Source organism: Pseudomonas sp. HN8-3, assembly GCF_020790195.1.
Lineage (GTDB): Bacteria > Pseudomonadota > Gammaproteobacteria > Pseudomonadales > Pseudomonadaceae > Aquipseudomonas > Aquipseudomonas synxantha_A.
Genome location: NZ_CP086206.1, coordinates 2,967,664 through 2,985,934, shown reverse-complemented (window position 1 = coordinate 2,985,934; position 18,271 = coordinate 2,967,664). Strand labels below are relative to the sequence as shown.

General features: G+C 58.6%; 15 protein-coding genes and 2 pseudogenes. 7 read left to right on the top strand and 10 right to left on the bottom strand.

Annotated features, from left to right (window positions below; all coding sequences use genetic code 11):
* Positions 1 to 33 precede the first annotated feature (33 nt).
* Complete coding sequence (locus LJX92_RS13065) at positions 34 to 948, top strand: site-specific integrase (protein ID WP_103735172.1); 915 nt, start codon at positions 34 to 36, stop codon at positions 946 to 948.
* Between the two features lie 22 nt (positions 949 to 970).
* Here LJX92_RS13065 and LJX92_RS13060 read toward each other — a convergent pair whose 3' ends face one another.
* Positions 971 to 2,182: a multidrug effflux MFS transporter gene (locus LJX92_RS13060; protein WP_032875311.1), complete on the bottom strand. Its 1,212-nt coding sequence runs from the start codon at positions 2,180 to 2,182 to the stop codon at positions 971 to 973.
* A 159-nt stretch (positions 2,183 to 2,341) separates the two neighbouring features.
* Between LJX92_RS13060 and LJX92_RS27120 the strand changes: the two are divergent.
* The 3 genes and pseudogenes from LJX92_RS27120 to LJX92_RS13050 form a co-directional block, all read left to right on the top strand.
* Positions 2,342 to 3,049 (top strand): annotated as a pseudogene (locus LJX92_RS27120) (methyl-accepting chemotaxis protein); the annotation flags it as partial.
* A gap of 42 nt (positions 3,050 to 3,091) precedes the next feature.
* On the top strand, positions 3,092 to 3,955 hold the full coding sequence (locus LJX92_RS27115) for a methyl-accepting chemotaxis protein (RefSeq protein ID WP_410457907.1): 864 nt from the start codon (positions 3,092 to 3,094) through the stop codon (positions 3,953 to 3,955).
* Between the two features lie 194 nt (positions 3,956 to 4,149).
* On the top strand, positions 4,150 to 4,584 hold the full coding sequence (locus tag LJX92_RS13050) for a hypothetical protein (protein WP_050549419.1): 435 nt from the start codon (positions 4,150 to 4,152) through the stop codon (positions 4,582 to 4,584).
* A gap of 237 nt (positions 4,585 to 4,821) precedes the next feature.
* On the opposite strand, the pseudogene LJX92_RS13045 reads toward LJX92_RS13050, so the two are convergent.
* Positions 4,822 to 5,520: pseudogene (locus LJX92_RS13045) on the bottom strand (IS3 family transposase); the annotation flags it as partial.
* Positions 5,521 to 5,570: 50 nt separating this feature from the next.
* The gene (locus LJX92_RS13040) at positions 5,571 to 6,071 is read right to left on the bottom strand and encodes an Lrp/AsnC family transcriptional regulator (RefSeq protein WP_216091352.1); all 501 of its coding nucleotides are present in this window, start codon (positions 6,069 to 6,071) and stop codon (positions 5,571 to 5,573) included.
* Between the two features lie 119 nt (positions 6,072 to 6,190).
* Here LJX92_RS13040 and LJX92_RS13035 point away from each other — a divergent pair, with 119 nt between their 5' ends.
* Entirely contained in the window at positions 6,191 to 7,225 is a 1,035-nt protein-coding gene (locus tag LJX92_RS13035) for a histone deacetylase family protein (protein WP_228309870.1), read from the top strand.
* A gap of 191 nt (positions 7,226 to 7,416) precedes the next feature.
* Positions 7,417 to 8,847, top strand: a complete 1,431-nt coding sequence (locus tag LJX92_RS13030) for an amino acid permease (protein WP_228309869.1) — start codon at positions 7,417 to 7,419, stop codon at positions 8,845 to 8,847.
* Positions 8,848 to 8,976: 129 nt separating this feature from the next.
* On the opposite strand, the gene LJX92_RS13025 is transcribed toward LJX92_RS13030, so the two are convergent.
* Positions 8,977 to 9,585, bottom strand: a complete 609-nt coding sequence (locus LJX92_RS13025; protein WP_103735177.1) for a dTMP kinase — start codon at positions 9,583 to 9,585, stop codon at positions 8,977 to 8,979.
* Between the two features lie 149 nt (positions 9,586 to 9,734).
* Entirely contained in the window at positions 9,735 to 11,456 is a 1,722-nt protein-coding gene (locus LJX92_RS13020; protein ID WP_228309868.1) for a hydrogenase maturation protein, read from the bottom strand.
* 207 nt (positions 11,457 to 11,663) lie between these two features.
* Between LJX92_RS13020 and LJX92_RS13015 the strand changes: the two genes are divergently transcribed.
* Positions 11,664 to 12,569, top strand: a complete 906-nt coding sequence (locus LJX92_RS13015) for a LysR family transcriptional regulator (protein WP_148853229.1) — start codon at positions 11,664 to 11,666, stop codon at positions 12,567 to 12,569.
* Position 12,570: 1 nt separating this feature from the next.
* On the opposite strand, the gene LJX92_RS13010 is transcribed toward LJX92_RS13015, so the two are convergent.
* The 5 genes from LJX92_RS13010 to LJX92_RS12990 all read right to left on the bottom strand — a co-directional run bounded on the left by LJX92_RS13010 (position 12,571) and on the right by LJX92_RS12990 (position 18,173).
* Positions 12,571 to 13,500 (bottom strand): cupin, encoded by a 930-nt coding sequence (locus tag LJX92_RS13010; RefSeq protein ID WP_032875291.1) that lies wholly within the window; start codon positions 13,498 to 13,500, stop codon positions 12,571 to 12,573.
* Between the two features lie 156 nt (positions 13,501 to 13,656).
* Positions 13,657 to 14,976, bottom strand: a complete 1,320-nt coding sequence (locus LJX92_RS13005) for an LLM class flavin-dependent oxidoreductase (RefSeq protein ID WP_228309867.1) — start codon at positions 14,974 to 14,976, stop codon at positions 13,657 to 13,659.
* Between the two features lie 12 nt (positions 14,977 to 14,988).
* Entirely contained in the window at positions 14,989 to 15,945 is a 957-nt protein-coding gene (locus LJX92_RS13000) for an ABC transporter substrate-binding protein (RefSeq protein WP_223018285.1), read from the bottom strand.
* A 156-nt stretch (positions 15,946 to 16,101) separates the two neighbouring features.
* Entirely contained in the window at positions 16,102 to 17,433 is a 1,332-nt protein-coding gene (locus tag LJX92_RS12995; RefSeq protein WP_228309866.1) for an ATP-binding protein, read from the bottom strand.
* Positions 17,430 to 18,173 (bottom strand): response regulator, encoded by a 744-nt coding sequence (locus LJX92_RS12990; RefSeq protein WP_032875287.1) that lies wholly within the window; start codon positions 18,171 to 18,173, stop codon positions 17,430 to 17,432. Before LJX92_RS12990 ends, LJX92_RS12995 begins: the two co-directional genes overlap by 4 nt.
* Positions 18,174 to 18,271: the final 98 nt, after the last annotated feature.

Here is an 18,271-nt window from a genome sequence, read left to right as displayed (position 1 = left end):
TTGATTGATGTATTTAATCCAAAGGCTGATCCCTTGACCGAGACTATCCGCAACCCGCTGACCCTCTACCTCACTCGCCTGGCGCCCTCCAGCCAACTGACCATGCGCTACGTGCTGCAGGATGCCGCCGACCGCCTGGGTTTCGAAGACCTCAATCTCGAAGACATTGACTGGCATCTACTGCAACCCGAACACGTCGTCGCACTGGTGGCCGCATTGCGCGAGGACGGCTATGCGCCGAATACCTCATCGCTGTACGTGAATGCGGTACGAGGAGTGATGAATGAAGCGTGGCGCATGAGCTTGATCAGCCAGGATCACCTGTTGAAGATGCGCTCGGTCAAGGCTGCCGCCGGTACGCGCCTGGGGCAGGGCCGCAACCTGCGTCGTACACTGATCCGCGAGATGCTCGATGTATGCGCCGCCGATCCTCGGCCCCAGGGCCTGCGGGATGCCGCAGTGATCGGCCTGTTGTATGGCTCCGGGATGCGCAAGTCGGAGTCGGTCAATCTCGACCTCGAGCAGATCAATTTTGATCAGCGCAGCCTGCGGGTGATCGGCAAAGGTAATAAGGAACTGATCAAGTACGCGCCGGACTGGGCGTTCGCAAAACTGCGGGCGTGGCTTGAGTTTCGTCGTGAACAACTCAAGGAAGGTGAGCAGGACGACACCTTTCTGTTCAACCGTATCCGCCGGGGCAGCCACATCACGCGCGAACGCATTACCAAACATGCGATTTATTACATTGCTCGGCAGCGCGGTGATCAGGTGGGTGTGAAAATCATGCCCCATGATTTCCGCCGTTCGTTCATCACCCGAGTGATCGAAGAGCATGATTTGTCGATTGCCCAGAAATTGGCGCATCACACCAATATCCAGACCACCGCCAGCTACGACGTACGCGACGACAATGAGCGGCGCAGGGCAGTGGACCGCTTTGATCTGTGAGCTGGGCGGGGTAGGGCAAGCCTCAGGAGGAGGGCGGGACGCTTGAGGCCAGGTGCGCCGGCAACCGGCGCAAGGTCCACAACGTGGTGAGCATCGCGGCAAGCGCACATAGCGCAATGCCGATCAACATCGGTGCAGGAGTATGGTCGGCGAACACGCCCACCAGGGTCATCGAAACGGCCGCGGTAACCATCTGGATCGCGCCAAGCAAGGCAGACGCAGAGCCTGCCACCGCGCCATGATCTTCCAGCGACAGCACACCTGCCGCCGGCAGCAACAGGCCGAGAAAACCGAACCCGATAAACAGCAGGCCCATCATCAAGGGCAGGCTATCACCCCAGAATGTGGTGGCTGCCAACAGGGCCATGATCGTGGCTACTGTGACCACCGACCAACGAATAAGCGGCGCCAGACCAAACCGTGCGCTCAGGCGTGCGGTCAGTTGGCTCATGGCAAAAAACGAGGCGGCGTTGAGGGCAAAACACAGGCTGAACTGCGTCGGTGTCAGGCCGAAATATTCGATGTATACGAAGGGCGCGCTGCCGATAAATACAAAGAAGGTCGCAAGGCCAAACCCGCACACCACCGATAACCCGGTGAATACCGGGTCGCGCAACAGCGCTCCATAACTGCCGAATGCATTGCCCAGGGTCTTGCCCAAACGGCGTTCGGCCGGGTGGGTTTCCGGTAGTTGCACGATGGTCATGACCAGGCACAGCACGGCGACCACCGCCAGCACAGCAAATACTTCGCGCCAACTCCAGATCGAAATCACCAGGCTGCCGGCCAGCGGCGCGAGGATTGGCGAAACACTCATCACCAGCATCAGCAAAGCCATCAGGCGCGCTGCCTCATGGCCGGTGTACAGGTCGCGCACGATCGCCCGCGGGATCACCATCCCCGCACAGGCACCGAACGCCTGTATGGCACGAAATCCGATCAATACTTCGATCGTCGGCGCCAATGCGCAGCCGATACTGCCAACGGTAAAGATCACCAAACCCGCATAAATCGGCAGTTTGCGCCCGAACACATCGCTGATCGGCCCGTAGAACAACTGGCACACACCAATGACCATGAAGAACACGGTGAGGCTCATCTGCACCGCCGCCGGTGAGGCCCCAAGGCTTGCGCCCAGGGTTGGCAGCGCGGGCAGGTAGATGTCGATGGCAAACGGGCCGACGGCGGTGATCAAGCCCAGCAGCAGGGCGAGATGGGCGATACTTCGAGACATTTGGCAGGTCCGGCTGGAGCAAAGGACGGTCAGCTTAAGTGAAACGCGCAGATCCGCAAACTTAGGCTTCACTAACAAGGAGTTGTTGCCGATACAGCTAACAGTGAGCACTTGAACGGTTGGATTCCCAACCGATGGTCCTGGCACGGGGATACCAGCATGACGATCAAATTACGCTTGATGCTGTTGATTGGGACCGGATTGCTCACCGCCTTGATCATGAGCCTGGCCAGCTATTTGGGAAATACCCGGATGGGCGATGCGGTACAGGACAATGACGTCAGCATGACCGTGCTGCGTAATCACATGGAAGCCGACATGATGCACGACGCCCTGCGTGCCGACGTGCTGTCGGCCATGTTGGTGGGGCTAGGCAAAAGCACCAGCACACCGGCCCAGGTCAACAGCTCGCTCAAGGAACATGCCGAACACTTTCGCCAGGTGCTGGCGGACAACTTCAAGCAGCCGTTGGACGATGCAATCAAGGCGAGCCTGGAAAACATCAAGCCCAGCCTGGATACCTATATCAGCGCCGGTGAGCGTATCGTCGCGCTGGCCCTGGACAACCCCGAAGCCGCCCGTGGTGAGCTGGAGACCTTCAATGCCGCGTTCAGTCGGCTGGAAGATCAAATGGCGGCCTTGAGCGAACTGATCGAAAACAAGACTCAACTGACCAGTATCGGTACCCGACAAACCATCAGCCACGCCAATTGGACCCTGGCCGTGGTACTGATCGCCAGCCTGTTACTGCTGCTGGCACAAGGGCGCTGGGTGATCCTGAGCATCATGGGGCCACTGCGTACCGCCAGCCGCATTGCCGACAGCATTGCCCATGGCAACTTGAGCGAACCTATTATCGAGCCCAGAAATCACGATGAAGCCAGTGCGCTGATTCGCAGCCTGGCCACCATGCAGCGGGATTTGCGCGGCATGATTGAAGTGGTTCGCAGCAACGCCCACGGCGTCAATGGCATGAGCGAACAACTGAGCCAGGGTTGCCATGAAGTCGCAGGCAGCAGTCAACAGCAAAGCGCCGCCGCCAGCACCATGGCCGCCGCCGCTAGCGAAATGACTGCCAGCATTGAGGAAATCACTCGCCACGCCCAACGCGCCCTCGACATGGCCAACCAGGCAGAAACCCTGGCCAAGGACGGCGGCCGCGTCATTCACCAGGTTGTCAGCGACATGGATGGCATTGCCCGTTCAGCGCAGCAATCGGCCCAAGTGATCCGCACACTGGACAAGGAGTCCGAGGCGATCTACAGCATTATTCAAGTGATCAAAGGCATCGCCGACCAGACCAACCTGCTGGCCCTGAACGCCGCCATCGAAGCCGCCCGTGCAGGTGAGCAGGGCCGCGGCTTTGCAGTCGTCGCCGATGAAGTGCGCAGCCTGGCCGGACGCACCAGCGCATCCACGCAGGAGATCGCCAGTATGGTCGGGCGCATCCAGCTGAACACCCGGGAAGCGGTGACCAGCATGGAGGAGGGCGTTGCTCAAGTGGACAAGGGCATGGCCGTTACCGCCGAAGTGGAACGCGCCATTCGCGAGATCCTTCAGGCCACGCTCAGCACCACCGAATTGGTCAACGATATTTCCCGCACCATCAGCGAGCAAAGCCTGGCCAGCAATGAAATTGCTCACCAGGTGGAGATGATTGCAGGTATGTCGCAAAACAACAGCCGCGTGATTGGAGACACGGCGTCAACGACGGATGAATTGTCGAGTTTGGCGGGGAAGCTGTCGCAGTCGGTGGATCGGTTCAGGTTGTGAACCGGCCTATCTATATATAACTCAACTAAATAGTCATTTAGTTTAGTTATAGTCAGTGGTTATATAATAAGGGCAGAGCTAGCTCATCCTTCACGCTAGTGTGGGTACGTGCACGATACTTTACATTTGAGCATCATAAAGGGACGGTCTATATGCGGGGAAGGCTTACGTCAGGTCTATGGGTGGCATGTTTCGTGATCAGTGCCACGGCGCTGGCGGATGAACTGCCGCGTAGCGAGCAGATAAAAGCTTTCCGCGCTGCTGGATTTAACCAAGAGACGTCGGAGTGCGAAATCGAGACAACAGGTAGCTACACGCCGGCAACCATGGAGCTGATCAAGGACCTGAACGGCGACGGTCGGCCGGATGCGTTGATTACCGAAGGCAGCACTGACTGTTATGGGCAAGCGGGTACTGGATTTTATCTAGTCAGCCAGCAGACTGACGGTCACTGGAAACTCATGCTCAAAGAAAGCGGCGTCGCTGAGTTTCTCCCTGGCAAAGGCAGTAATGGTTGGCCTGATGTCGAGGTCGGCGGCCCGGGCTCTTGTTTCCCAGTACTGCGTTATGACGGGCAACGTTATCGATTTCACCACAGCGTTGGTGAACCGTGTGCTGACTCGCCGTAAATGCCCGGTGGCCCAAGGGTCAAACGGAGGCAGGTCAGCGAGGGCAACGATGGCTGCTTATGAATCTGGCGCGCGGTGGTCTAGGTCGCTTAGTGAAATGCGCCGAACAGAGCCCCTGAAGGATGGCTCAGTGGTTCGCATAATGTATATTATGTTAAATTTGATATTGTGAAGGAACCCTGTCACTGACGACTATCCTGTCCTTCTTCTCGGTTACCTTGAATCGCCCCGGATGCTCTAGACACCTTGCAAGCTCATTGCGTAACGCTTTTCAAACCCTACCGGCGACAGCTGATTGTTGAAACCATGGCGGCGTTTTACGTTGTAGAACATCTCGCTGCCTTGGTCGGAATGAACCATCACCTCTTGCTTCGGCTTACGCCTCCAAACCGCCATCAACAACGCATCAATGGCCAAATCACTGGTCATCTGCGACTTCATTGACCAGCCAACGACCTGCCGAGAAAACAGATCCAGTACCACCGCCAAATACAACCAGCCTTCATACGTACGAATGTACGTGATGTCGGTTACCCAAACCTTGTTGGGTTCCACAACATCGAAGTGGCGCTTCAGCAAATTGGGTGAGACGACCGCTGGCTTACCGCCGTACTTTCCAGGGCGGCGTCGATAATCTGTCTGAGAACGCAGACCTTCGAGACGCATTAGCCTCGCCACACGATGACGACCACAATCCTCACCGACCTCGCGCAGATCGTCGTGGATTTTGCGATAGCCATAAACGCCGCCGCTCTCCAGCCAGGAATGCTTGATCAAACCCAGCAGTCGCTGGTCGCCTTTAGCGCGTACAGATTGCGGCTCAGACAGCCAGGCGTAATAACCGCTGGGATGGACTTTCAGCGTCAGGCAAAGCCGTCAAATCGAATAGTCGCCTGCGCGCTGCTTGATAAAGGCGTACTTCAGCCGCACTCCTTGGCTATGCGGTTAAAGACAGGGTTCCACTTCGTGGTCTAACCCCTGCCCATTCACGCCTTAATCGATTTAGGTATCGCGATACGGCTACTGGTCTTAATTTCGCGTAAAGCCAGACTGGACTGGATGGACGCAATACCCACCTGACGCCTGAGCACCTGTTCGATAAAGTCACTGTAGCTATCAAGGTCCTCTGCCAACACTTGCAGCACGTAATCGGCATCCCCGGTGATCTTGTGACAAGACAACACTTCAGGCAGTTGAGCAATCACCGCCTCAAAAGCATCGGGAGCATGGTCGGCGTGGGTGGAAAAACGGATGTGCACGAACGCCATGATATCCAGCCCCAGCATTCGTCGATCAAGGTTCGCCTGGTAGCCTTTAATCACGCCCGCCTCCTCCATTCTCTTACGCCGCCTCCAACAAGGTGTCAGGCTTAACGACAAGCGCTCACTGAGCTCGGAGTTGGAAATACTCGCATCCTCCTGCAGCAACGCGAGAATCGCCAGGTCGGTGTCATCGAGACTGATGCGTTTGGATGTTTTTTTCTGCATTACGTCATTCCTGAGTAAAAACGCCCGAATAATCCAGTAAACCACGAAAACAAAGCAAAGAAAGCGCATCAGAGCCGGAACAGAATATTTGCACTGGCTCACATCAACGGATGCGCACAATGTTTACAGTTTTCAGTGATTCCCACCGTTTGCACCACGGCACCGAATTGAAAGACGGCGTGCTCAAGCCGTCCTTCGAACAGCCCAGTCGGGCCGATACCGTCCACAATCGGGTCAAACAGGTAGGTCTTGGCCAGATCATCGAACCGCGAGCATTTGATCGGTCGTGCTATGTCAACGCGCACAGCGAGCGCTACGTAACTTTTCTGGAATCTGCCTGGTCTGAATGGTGTGCAACCGGGCGCACCCACGACGCCTTGCCGCTGGTATGGCCAGTGCGTGATCTGGCCAACGAGCAAGTTCCGAGTTTCATCGACGGCAAGCTGGGTTTCTACGCCATGGACGCCGGCTCCCCCATTACCGCCACCACCTGGCAAGCGGTAAAAACCAGTGCCGATATCGCGCTGACCGGACTGGCGCTGATCGATGAAGGTCACGACAGTGCCTTTGCCCTATGCCGCCCGCCCGGCCATCACGCAGCACGTGAATACATGGGCGGCTATTGCTATCTGAACAACGCAGCCATTGCCGCACAGCAGGCTATTACCCGAGGCGCCAAGCGTGTCGCGGTATTGGATGTCGACTTTCATCATGGCAACGGTACCCAGAATATTTTCTACGGGCGCAGTGACGTCATGTTTGTCTCGCTGCACGGCGAACCGACGGTGTCCTACCCGTACTACTCAGGCTACAGCCACGAAGTCGGCGCTGGTCACGGCGAAGGTTACAACCTGAACTATCCGCTGCCGAAGAACACCTCTTGGGAAAGCTACCGCAACGCCTTGCTCCACGCCTGCAAGAAACTCCAACAATTTGCCCCTGAAGTGCTGGTTATTTCACTGGGCGTCGACACCTTCAAGGACGACCCCATCAGCCACTTTTTGCTTGAAAGCGAAGACTTCATCGGCATCGGCGAGCTGATAGCCGGCGTGGGCTGCCCTGCCCTGTTTGTGATGGAAGGCGGGTACATGGTTGATGAAATCGGGATCAATGCCGTCAATGTGCTGCATGGTTACGAGAGCAAACGCGCCTGAATCGCAGCCTTTCGACTGTTGAATCGGAGAACAAAAACATGACTCTTTTTATTGGCCGTGCACCTTGTTAGCGGAGGAAAAGCCTGCCATCCGCAAACCACCACCGTCAGTAGCCATTACATCTCTATCAAGGTCACGTGATTCCCACTTTTCTACCAAAACTCAAAAACATAAAATCAAGAGGTTTTGTAATGAAATCGACTCCGTCCGAACGGGTTGAACAGCCCGCGCTGCAGCGCACGCTCAGCAATCGTCACATTCAGTTAATGGCCATGGGCGGTGCTATCGGGACAGGCCTGTTCATGGGGTCCGGGAAGATCATCGCCCTCTCCGGCACGTCGATCATCCTCATCTATATGATCATCGGTCTGTTCGTCTACTTCGTCATGCGTGCCATGGGCGAAATGTTACTTTCCAACTTGAACTTCAAAACCTTCGCTGATTTTGCCGGTGCCTATCTTGGCCCACGCGCAGCATTCTTTCTCGGCTGGTCATATTGGCTAAGCTGGAGCGTTGCAGTGATAGGTGATGCAGTTGTGGTGGGTGGATTTTTTCAGTATTGGTTCCCTGATTTACCCGCCTGGATACCGGCCATCGGCATGCTGATAACACTGTTCGCCTTGAACGTGCTGACTGTCAGGCTCTTCGGTGAAGTGGAGTTCTGGTTCGCGATCATCAAAATCATTGCCGTCGTTGCCCTGATTGGCGTGAGCATGGTGATGATTGCCAGCTCCTTTGTCTCACCCAGTGGCGTCACTGCGTCCCTGAACCACTTGCTGGATAAACAGGGCGCATTCCCCAACGGCTTGTTCGGTTTCTTTGCCGGGTTTCAGATGGCGATTTTCTCATTTGCGGGCACCGAGCTGATCGGCACCGCAGCCGCCGAAACGCGCTCCCCCGAAAAGACCCTGCCTAAAGCCATCAACTCGATTCCGCTCAGAATCATCTTGTTTTATGTGCTGGCACTGGCCTGCATTATTGCAGTGACTTCCTGGCAACAGGTTTCGCCCAACAAGAGCCCCTTCGTCGAGCTGTTTCTGGTTGCGGGGTTCCCCGCAGCAGCCGGTATCGTCAACTTTGTGGTGCTGACATCCGCCGCCTCATCGGCCAACAGTGGCGTATTTTCATCCAGCCGGATGCTGTTCGGGCTGGCCAATCAGGACAACGCTCCGGGGATTTTCCGGCGTCTGTCGAGCAACAGCGTGCCTCTGCTGAGTTTGGCGTTCACCACCTTGTTGATGCTGCTGGGCGTGTTGTTGCTGTTCATCGTTCCAGAAGTCATGACCGCGTTCACCATCGTCTCTACCGTGTCAGCAATTCTGGTGATTTTCACTTGGTCGACGATCCTCGCGTCGTACATTGCCTATTGCAAAACTCGTCCTGACCTGCATGCAAAATCGGCCTACAAGATGCCTGGCGGTGCGCCGATGGCCTGGTTCTCTTTGGCGTTTCTGGGCTTTGTTCTTTGTCTGCTGGCATTGAGACCAGATACCCGAATTGCGTTGATGGTCATGCCGGGATGGTTCCTATGGTTGGCAATTGCTTACCAGCTGACCTGTTCCAGAAAACCCAAGCCCGCTGACAGTTCGGCAAATCAATACAAACGCGAAGGATTGGTTTAAGGGCTATGGCTTACCTCTCTCGTACCTCCTGGCGTGGAACTCTAGGGGGTACGAGGGAAACCTTATTGAAGCTACTGATGTGTCGCAGCCGTTCTGTTTTTAGCCTAGCGCCCTTCATGTTGAATTCGATCAAAGGACTTTATATATCTGCGAAACCACCCGCCTCATCGCCTCCTCAATCGTCCCTTCATTGCGACACATCACCCACCCCTGCCCCACAACCGCCCGCTCAAACGCCTCTGTACACACAACCTGCTCCTCCAGCTTATGCATCACCGTACTGCTCAGCCCGCGTCGCCTTGCCGCTGCCCTCGCCCAGGATATTTGCGCAGTGGTGACAACCCCCACATGTAGATCCGGCACTTGCACCTGTCGATCAAGGTTCAGCGCAAGAATGTCTTTAAACGGTATCAACCGCCGAAACGCGGCATCGGAGGGGTACCAACGGTCCATCAGGATGATGCTGTCAGGTGGCTGGGCAGCCAGTACGTGCCGGGTAATCCAGCGACGGCTGTCGGCAAAGCGTTCACACACCTCAAGTTCCAGATCCCGGCTGGGGTCTCTGGCGAATGTGTTAACCAGAGCCATCGTTTGCGCTCGATAGGGATCGCTCTTGCGCTCGCACAGGCGGACAACCTTTTTGTTGTCGGCCCTCAATGCTGTCGTAACGGCCTCCAACAGCGTGGTTTTGCCGGTGCCCTTGGGCCCATCCAACGAAATAAACAGCGCACGATTCATACGAGCGCTGCGTTATCGTTGAGGTTGTGCAGTTCCATGGGGCCTCTGGTCTGAGCGTTTGGGCGAATTGGCCTCCATTATGGGGAACCCTATTGCCCAATGCGAGGCTGGGCCCTTCCCGCGTCGACCGTAGAGGATCGGTCAGCCATTCAGCATTCCGGGACTTCGGCCTCGTACGTCACCGCCCAGGGCGCGATCAAGCGCTGCGGGGTCTGGCAGGTTTTGCGTTTAAACACGAAGTTTCGGCACTTTTCGGCAAACTGTTGGCGGTTTTGCACCATATCCAACTGCATCTGTACCAGCTCATGTTCGCGGCAACGTTCAACCTGCTGACTATCCAGCGTGGCTTTACGGGTGCGTGCGTACAGATACTTCTCATCGGTCAGCGCGCTTTGGGCCTGTTGAGAGAGCCACAGATCAAAGGCGTGTGGGCAGCGTGGGCCGATGTCCTGAACCATGCCGTGCTGCAAGGCCTGGACGGCACTGACGGGCAGGCACTCTTCGGTGAGCTTGTGCGCGATCTCACGGCCTACGGCTCGGGGCAGGCTGTAGGTCCAGTATTCGGAGCCATAGAGCCCCATGGTTTTGTAATGCGGGTTGAGCACTACGCCCTCACGTGCCAAGACAATATCAGCGGCCAGCGCGAGCATCACGCCGCCTGCGCCCGCACTGCCGGTCAGGCCGCTGATCACCAGTTGCCTGGCGGTTAGCAGCTCTCGGCACACATCGTCGATGGCTTGAATATTGGCCCAGGCTTCCAGCCCCGGCACTTTGGCGGCCTGGATGACATTGAGGTGTACACCATTGGAAAAGCTCCCTCGCCCGCCCTTGATCAACAACACTTGGGTGTCTCGCGCCTTGGCCCAGTGCAATGCTGCCACCAGTCGTTGGCATTGTTCGGTGCTCATGGCGCCGTTGTAGAACTCGAATGTCAGTTCGCCGACGTGACCGGCCTCCCGGTAGCGAATCGGTTGATAGGCCAGCGCATTGAAGCTTTGTTGCGCGATCGAGCTGTTCAACACCGGAATGTCAGCCAGTTGTTCAGCCAAGACATGGCGAGCCGGCAGCTTGAAGGTCTCCTCCCCTGGCTGGGCCTTGCGTTTGAGCGAGCCGATCCACAGGCTGTGATCCCCTGCTGCCACCAACACGGCGTCGTCCTGTACCGCGAGGATGTCTCCCGGGGTGCCCTGGCGTGAGTCCAAGTGCGCGTCGTACAGGTAATATTGCCCGCCCAGCAGGCTTGCCAACACCCCGGGTTGGCCGTCGGCGGCGTCGATGCTGCGCTTGATGAAGCTTGCGCAATCGAACCAACTGAAGGTGCGGTCAGCCTGGGTCATGTTCGGCTGCAACCGCCCGATAACGCTAGGTTGCGTGTAGTCGAGGGGCTCCGGGACGAAGCCATTGGCGAATTTTTCCACCACGTCGCGGATGCAGACGATCGCCGCGTCACTCACCGGGCCGTTGTACAGCTCGGATTTGCGTACATCGGCGGGCATGTCGAATTCACAGGTCGACCAGATCGGCCCGGCGTCCATTTCCTCCACGGCCTGCAGGGCCGTGACGCCCCAGCGCCGGACCTGCTGGGTGATGGCCCAGTCCAGTGCGCTGGCGCCACGGTCACCGACGATGCCGGGATGGATGATCACCACCGGGCGCTGCGGGTGGCTCCATAGCTGCTGTGGTACACGGTCCTTCAGGAATGGGCAGATCACCAGGTCGGCGCCTGACGCCTCGACGTGGCGACACACCGTAGTTTCATCGGTGAATACCACAACGCTGGGGTCGTGACCCGCCTGGCGCAAATCCAGCCAGGCCCGCTGGGTCAAACCGTTGAATGCCGAGGATAACAACAGGATCTTCAATGATCGCATGGCTGACTCTTCCTTGAGATTGGGCAACCAGAGGTGCTCCTTGAGCCGTCCCTGGCCTTTGATGGAAGCTCAAGGTTATAGAGCGTGGCAGCAGCGTTACCTGACCAGGATCAAGCTTGTGCCAGCAAATGACGATAGTTTCGAGTTGACAGCGCCCTGCAAACTTCAACAACCTGCCAACTTTCCTGCCCTGCCCCGAGGCTGCCCTTGGACTATTTCAGTGCCCTCACCGCCTTCGTCGAAGCTGCCGAAGGCAATAACTTCTCCCGCGCAGCCGAGCGTTTGGGGATCAAGGCGTCCACGGTTTCACGCTATATAAAGGATCTTGAGCAGGACCTGGGTATCGCGTTGTTCAACCGCTCCACGCGCACCTTGCACCTGACCGAAGGCGGCCAGACCTTCCTGATGCACGCCCGCAGGGTGCTGGATGAACTGGAACACGCCAAGGCGGCGACGTCTGCGTTGAACCAGCAGCCCAGGGGCTTGTTGAAGCTCAACCTGCCGCCGGCATTCGCCCGCCATCACATCCTTCCAGCCTTGAAGGACTTTTGCGCGCGCTACCCGCAAATCAGTGTGGAATTGGTATTGGATAATGCTCAGGTCAACCTGATTCATGCCGGCGTCGATCTAGCCATACGCATTGGCGCGCTGGCCGATTCGACGCTCAAGGCCCGCAAACTCTGCGATGGCCATTACCGTGTGGTGGTCAGCCCGGCTTTTGCCAGGCAGCACCCTGCACCCTCAACCCCTGCCGACCTCGCCGGTTTGCCCGCGGTGTTGGGTACGCTGCCTACGGGCGCTATCAGCTTTGACTGCGGCGACCAGGTATCACCGCTGCTGCACAACGGCTGCATTCGGATAAATGATCTCGACGCACAACTGATCGCCGCACGCCAGGGGCTGGGCTTTGCCCTTTTGCCGGATTGGTTGGTCGCCCAGAGCATCCAGGCCGGCGAGTTGCTCGTGTGGCTGCCGCAATGGCAAATACGCGATGTCGAGCGCGACTTCGCCGTGTGGTTTGTCTACCCGCCCAAGCGCATCGTGTCGTCCAAGGTCAGGTGCTTTATCGACTTTATCGTTGAGCGACTGGGCGAAACGCCTGAGTGGACATGACTCAACTGAAACGAATATCCAGGGAGCGCAGATAGGTTTGCAGCCCTGCGTCCTGAATCGGAATCAGGAACGCCTCGGTGTCCGATTCATTGAAGTGCGCGTGCCAGTACCCCGGCGGCGTGACAAATGCCAGGCCAGGCGACCAGTCCACCCGCTGCGGATTGCGGATCTGCCCGTCCGCGTCCAACTCGGTGCCCACCAGCGAGTAACACCCCGGCGGGCAATCAATAATGAAGTCCAGCGCAATCGACTGATGCCGGTGAGGTTTCTGTACCGAGCCTGCCGGCAGGATCCCATACATGGCCCACAGCACATGGGTCACGGTGCGCGTCTGGGGGAAATTGCGGTTGCCCAGCAAAATGCTGATGCGGCTGCGGTCTTGCGCACGAGGATCGTCGGCCGCTTCACGCAGCTTGGCGTTAGCCAGTTCTGCGGGGTACAGCGTCGGTGCGAAGCGGTCTGCGCTGCGTGCCACCCCCAGGTAACGCAATAACGGTTCATCGTGCACGTAGTAAAGACGGGCATCCTGGCGGGCGCTGAAGTGTGCTGCCTGCAAGCCAGGCAAGGCCATAAAGCAACCTTTTGACCATTGAATCTCATGTTCGCCCTGAACCACGCTGCCCTCGCCGGCGATCACGTAGAACACCTGGGACGTCGCATTGGGTTGCACGGTCAGCGTGTCGCCACGGTTAAGGCGCATGAAATTCGCGCACAGCCCGGGGCCTGTCGCAGGGCCTTCGCAGCCCAAAGCGTCGCTGAGGTCCAGCGGTACCACGCGTGAAGGGCCACTGTCGTATAACGAGGCGGGAAAGCTGTGGTAGGGAATGCGCGCAATAAGGTTGGCACTGATGGGGTTGGCCGCTTTGCTGTACTCGAAGTACTCGGCGTCCATTTGGTTTATATCCGTCGGCACAGGGTTGAATTCGTTCATCAGGCTCATCTCAGTTTTTGGCTGGAGCCCGCAGCGCTTTTAAACGCTGCGGTGTGTGAATGAACTATAGGCAGTGCGCGCAGGCGGATTAATCCCTGGTACTGCACAGCAGTTATGCGAAATGGGGAGGTGCTTGGCTCCCTGTCGACACCGCTATCAAACCTTGAACCGTGGTATCGCCAACCCCAGACTTTCGCGCAAAGTCGAGCCTTCATACTCTGTGCGGTAAACCCCACGCTCCTGCAACAACGGAATCACCTCCCGGGTGAATCGATCGAACTGCCCGGGGTGGCCGATGTAGATATTGAACCCGTCCACAGCCCGCGCCTGGAGCCAGGCGGCCATTTTCTGCGCCACCGTATCGGCGCTACCCACGAAGGCGCCAGGACGCAGTTGCCGACCAAACTCAATGGCCTGGCGCAAGGTGAAACCCTTCTCCCGCGCCTGATCGGCGATGCGTTTGGCATTGGTGAAAAAACTGCTGCGCGCCGCTTCCAGGCTCTCTTGCGGGAATGGCGCATCCAGGTCGTACTGGCTGAAATCATGCCAGCCGAAATTACGCCCGAACTCCTTGAGCGCCAGTTCAAAACTATGGTCGAGTTGATGGTAGTGCTGCTCGATTTCCCGGGCCTGTGCATCAGTGTCACCCACATAGACTTCCGCACCGGGCATGATCAATAACTGCTCCGGATCGCGCCCTCTTTGTCCCGCCCTGCCCTTGATATCCCGGTAAAACGCCTGGCCCTGCTCGATGCTGGCCGCATGGGTGAAGATCACGTCCGCCGTGGCTGCGCCCAGATCGCGGCCTGGCTCGGAATCTCCGGCCTGAAAGATCACCGGTTGGCCCTGGGGTGAGCGTTGGATATTCAGCGGGCCGACCACGCGAAAATGTTCGCCCTGGTGGTTCAGGCTGTGCAGCTTGCTGGGGTCGAGAAACTGGCCGGTAGCGCGGTCGCGCACGAACGCATCGTCTTCGTAAGAGTTCCACAACCCCTGCACCACCTGGACGTGTTCGGCGGCGCGGCCATAGCGGGTGGCGTAGTCATAATGTTCATCGCGGCTGTAATTGCCTGCGGTGCCAGCATCACCGCTGGTGACCACGTTCCAGCCGGCGCGGCCTTTGCTGATCAAATCCAGGGACGCCAGGCGCCGCGCCACGTTATACGGCGAGTTGTAGGAGGTGGTCAGCGTGCCAACCAGGCCGATATGCCGGGTACTCACCGCCAGCGCCGATAACAGTGTCAGCGGCTCCAGGCGGTTGAGGTAATGGGACGGCGAGCCGGGGGTGATAAATTGGCTGTCGACGATAAACATCAAGTCGAACAGCGCCGCCTCGGCCTGGCGCGCAATCTCGATGTACCAGTCGACGTTGACGCTGGCATCGGCCGGCAGTTGCGGGTCGAGCCACAGGTTATGCCGGCCCGGGCCACCACATCCCATGGTCAGGGCGCCCAGTTTGAGCTGTCTTTTAGTCATGACGAGACCCCTTCAGGGCTGGCGGCTGGCGACGGCGGGCTGCAAGGACGCCGCGAAGGAAAGGTCAAACAGTTGGGCGGCCGGGTAAGCCTTGATCAGGCCCTGGCTGGCGAAAAAGTCCACGGTCTTTTGCGCTTCCACAGGCACCTGGGCGGTCAGTGGCTCGACGGTGGTGCGCGCCCGAGCAAACCACACACGGGCGATGTCGGCGTCGGCACGGGTGCGCTTGGCCCAGGCATCGGCATAGGCATCGGCGTTGGCCGGGTTTTGGCGAGCCCAGTCACGGGCTTTTTTCAGCCGCTGGAGAAAGTCGCTGATAGGCTCACGCTTGGCCTCTACCGCATTGGCGTTGGCGGCAATGAAGCTCTGCGCCGGGATCAGCCCCTCGGCGGTCGCCAGCACTCGCGCACCCTGGCGTTCCTGTTGCGTGACATAGGGCTCCCAGGTGGCGATGACGTCAACCGCGCCGCCCTCCAGCGCATGGGACGCATCCAGCGCGCTGAGGTAGCGCAACTCCAGAGAGTCCCGTGCAACCCCGGCTTTATCCAATGCAGTCAGCAGCAGTTGCTGGCTCCAGGAGCCCTTCCAGATGGCCGCACGCTTGCCCGCAAGATCGGCCAGGCTGTGGATCGACGAATCCTTTTTCACCAGGATCGCCACGCCCGCAAGATTCTGGCGGCTGACGGCAATCACCTTGATCGGTGCGCCCAATGCGCCCAGGAACAATACCGGCGCATCGCCCAGCAGGCCGATATCCAGGCTGCCGACGTTGAGCGCTTCGGCCACCGGTGACCCGGCGGTGAATTGCTTCCACTCCAGGGTATAGGGCAGATCATCCAACACCCCCGCCGCTTCCATCACCGCTTGGGCGTTATAGCTCTGGTCACCCACGACCAGGGTTTGTGCCTGTGCCGTCAGGCTTAGCAAGGTGGCGGCCAACCCGGCCGCCAGTGTTGTCAGGTAACGCACGCTCGTCTCCAGATGCCGTGTTGGGCAGTCAAGTCGATCCGCGCGTGCGGTCTCGGCAATGTTCGTAAGGATCAATACGATGCTGTTCTAAGAGGCGCGTGTAAAATACCTATAACGCATAACGTAATGCGCAAATAATGCGCGCACCGCATCAGGCTATCGAGGCAGCTCGACCCGCGCCACCAAGCCTGAGCCACGCAGACGGTTGCTTAGCGTCAGTTCGCCGCCCTGCTCGCGCACAATGGCGCGTGCTGCTGAAAGCCCGAGACCCACGCCACCGGTATTACGATTGCGCGAGGTTTCGAGGCGAAAGAATGGATCGAATACGCGCTCAAGGTCAGCCTCGGGAATCCCCGGCCCCTGGTCATGAACCTCAATGCAGATGCGCTGACCGTCCCCACTCAGAGAGATGCCAGGGTGACGCGCATATTTGGCGGCGTTCTCCAGCAGGTTGACGATCACCCGCTTAAGTCCCAGTGGGCGTCCGTGATAGACCAGGTGGGACGGCCCAATGAAATCCACCGCAAAATGCTGGTCGCGATAGTCATCGATGATGGTTTGCAGCAGCTCCGACAGATCGAATGCAGTGCGTTGCTCCAGCACCGTATCGTCGCGAAAGAACGCCAGCGCAGCGTTGATCATCGACTGCATTTCCTCGACATCGCGAATCAGTTTGTGCTGATGGTCCAGATCCTCCATGAACTCGCAACGCAGGCGAATCCGCGTCAAAGGCGCGCGCAAGTCGTGGGAAATCGCCGCGAGCATATGGGTGCGTTCGCCAATGAAATGCTGGATCTGCGCCTGCATGGTGTTGAAGGCGATGATGGCCTGGCGTATTTCGTGGGGGCCTTCGCTGTCGATGGGCGGAGCGCGCAAATCACCACCAAAACGCCTGGCGGCACTGGCGAAACGCTGCAACGGTTGGGCCAATTGCCGGGTCGCGAGCCAGGCCACCAACAAGGTCGCGATCAACCCCAGGGTGATGATCACCGCGATGCGCGTGGGTGCGCTCAGCCCCCACGTGCGTTCAGGCGGGACGAATGACAGCCAGCTGCCATCGAGCAACTGCACGAGCGCAACATAGTGCGCTTCGGGGCTGCCACGCGGCCAATCGTTGGGGCTGAACACCTTAATTTGTCGCCCAGTGCCAAACAGTGCTTGTATCCCCGGGACTTCGCCCGTTTGAAGCGCCGTGTTGCCGTCGGGAAGGCCGAAATCCGCGGGCTCGTTATGCCAGGCCACATGCAGGCGGGCATCGCTGGCCGCTGCCGCCAGTTGCGAACGCAGCGTTGCAGGCGCGGCTTCGATGACTTTGGTGGTGGCGGCCATCTGCTCCAGCAACCCCGTGCGCTCGATCGGCGGGCGCGCCCAGACCCCGGCAACCTGGACGAACAAGGCATTAAGCGCCAGCGAAGCGAGCATCGCGGCGAGAATGGTCAGGGCGATGCGCCGGTTCAGGGTGTCGCGACGCAACAGGCCGCGGATCATGACCGGGTGACCGGGGCGGTGAACAGATAGCCGCCATTGCGTACCGTGCGGATCAGGTCCGGGCGTTTGCAATCGGGCTCGATCTTGCGCCGCAGTCGGCTGACCTGCACGTCGATGCTGCGGTCGAAGGCGTCGTGGTCCCGGCCGTGGGTCAGGTCGATCAATTGGTCGCGGGTGAGGATGCGCTGAGGATGCTCAAGAAACACCACCAGCAAGTCGAATTCGCCACCGGACAGCGGAATCATCACGCCCTCGGGAGAGCGCAGCTCGCGGCAGGTAATATCCAGATGCCAACCGGCGAACGCGATGATTGGCCGGGAATGCTCACTGCCAGCGCCGACGGGCTGCCCCGCCCGCCGTTGCACCGCACGCAGACGGGCCAGCAATTCGCGGGGGGCAAACGGTTTGGTCAGATAGTCGTCGGCGCCCAGCTCCAGGCCGACGATGCGATCACTGAGCTCGCCCATGGCCGTGAGCATGATGATTGGAATGCCCATCTGCGCCCGGACTTTCTGGCACAGGCTAAGACCGCCTTCACCGGGCAGCATGAGGTCAAGGATAATGGTGTCTGGCCGCTGCCGGGCGATGGCTGCCCACATGGCTTCTCCGTCGGCAGCCACGTCGACTTCATAGGCGTGCTGCACGAAGAACTTCTTCAGCAATGCCCGAATTTCTCCGTCGTCGTCGACGATCAGCAGTCTGCTCACGTTCCCAGGTCCCCTGGCAAAAAAGGAAAACATCTAAAACCATTCCGGCGCCGGGGTCATTTATTTCAATCGAGCAACATTCCTTCGCCACGGACACAACCCGGACATCTTCGGGAAAAACCCGTCGGGCA